Annotated in this window: 2 protein-coding genes; both read right to left on the reverse strand. The window is 75.1% G+C overall.

The genetic code is table 11. The features are described from left to right. Positions 1 to 127: 127 nt before the first annotated feature. Positions 128 to 670, reverse strand: a complete 543-nt coding sequence (locus AB0E96_RS41145; protein WP_359831957.1) for a hypothetical protein — start codon at positions 668 to 670, stop codon at positions 128 to 130. A gap of 227 nt (positions 671 to 897) precedes the next feature. Then, positions 898 to 1,398: HAD-IC family P-type ATPase (locus AB0E96_RS41150; RefSeq protein ID WP_359831959.1), on the reverse strand; the 501-nt coding region annotated here is incomplete at its 5' end.

Raw genomic sequence — 1,398 nt, forward strand, 5'->3', positions numbered from 1 at the left:
GGTCCGACAACCGCTCACCCGCAGGCGACTTGACCTGCCCCACCCTCGCCACACCACGACCAACGAGGCATGGACCACAAAGTCACCGGCATTGGGGCTAGGGCGTGTCTGGCGGGTCCGTGCCGGGTCAGGGCGTGTCGACCGGGCAGCCGTGGAGGAGTTCGGCGAAGGCCGCTCCGGCGGCGCCCCGCGGGTGGATCCGCTCCGCCCGGTCGCCCTCCGGTGTGCTGATCACGTAGCACTCGGCGAGGTACGAGAAGTCGTCCCAGGACTCCCAGCTGTGGGCGCGCAACAGTGTCCGGCCGCAGCGGGTGCAGCCGATCCACGGCACCAGCACCAGGCCGGCCAGCTCCGGCTCGCTCCAGCCCGTCAGCACCTCGGCCTCGTCGCGCTCGCCCTCCAGCAGCCGCACCGGGGCGGGCACGCCGTCGCCCGGGCAGCGCAGGAGCCCGGGGGCGAGCCGCTCGCGCTCGCCCCACTCCTCGGCCAGCACGGAGATCTGCGCGCGGTCCGCGCCGCCGAGCGGGACCTGGCGGGCCAGCAGGCCCTCGATCAGCAGGCCGAGCCCGCTCTCCTGCTCCCCGATCGCCCAGCAGTCCTTGACGCCCCGGGCGGCGTCCTCCGGCAGGAGGTCGGCGATCCGGTGCCAGAGCGCGGTGTCTTCGTCCATGGGTCGGACTCTAACCCCCGGCCGATCCGCGCCGGTCGGCCAGGGTCTCCGGCGGCGGGTGCTCCGGGCCCGGTGGCGGGTGCGGCGGGCCCGGTGGCGCTCGTCCGGGGCCGTCCGCGTTCGCGGCCCCGGACGCGCCGAGGCCCCGGAACCGGTGTCGGTTCCGGGGCCTCGGTCCGGCGGAGGGACCGGGTCCGGGGAGCGGACGGGTCCGGCGGAGGGGCCGTTCAGCGGAAGCGGCGCAGCCGGAGGCTGTTGCCGACCACGAAGACCGAGGAGAAGGCCATCGCGGCCCCCGCGATCATCGGGTTGAGCAGGCCGGCCGCGGCCAGCGGCAGGGCGGCGACGTTGTAGCCGAAGGCCCAGAACAGGTTGCTCTTGATGGTGCTCAGGGTGCGGCGGGAGAGCCGGATGGCGTCCGCCGCGGCCAGCAGGTCACCGCGGACCAGGGTGAGGTCGCCGGCCTCGATGGCGGCGTCGGTGCCGGTGCCCATCGCCAGGCCCAGGTCGGCCTGGGCGAGGGCGGCGGCGTCGTTGACGCCGTCGCCGACCATCGCCACGACCTTGCCCTCGGCCTGCAGCCGCTTGACGGTGTCGACCTTGTCCTGCGGCATGACCTCGGCGATCACATGTTCCGGCGCGATGCCGACCTCGGCGGCGACCGCCTCGGCGACCGCCCGGTTGTCGCCGGTGAGCAGGACCGGGGTCAGGCCCAGGGCGCGCAGCTT

This window comes from Kitasatospora sp. NPDC036755, from assembly GCF_040636595.1.
Lineage (GTDB): Bacteria > Actinomycetota > Actinomycetes > Streptomycetales > Streptomycetaceae > Kitasatospora.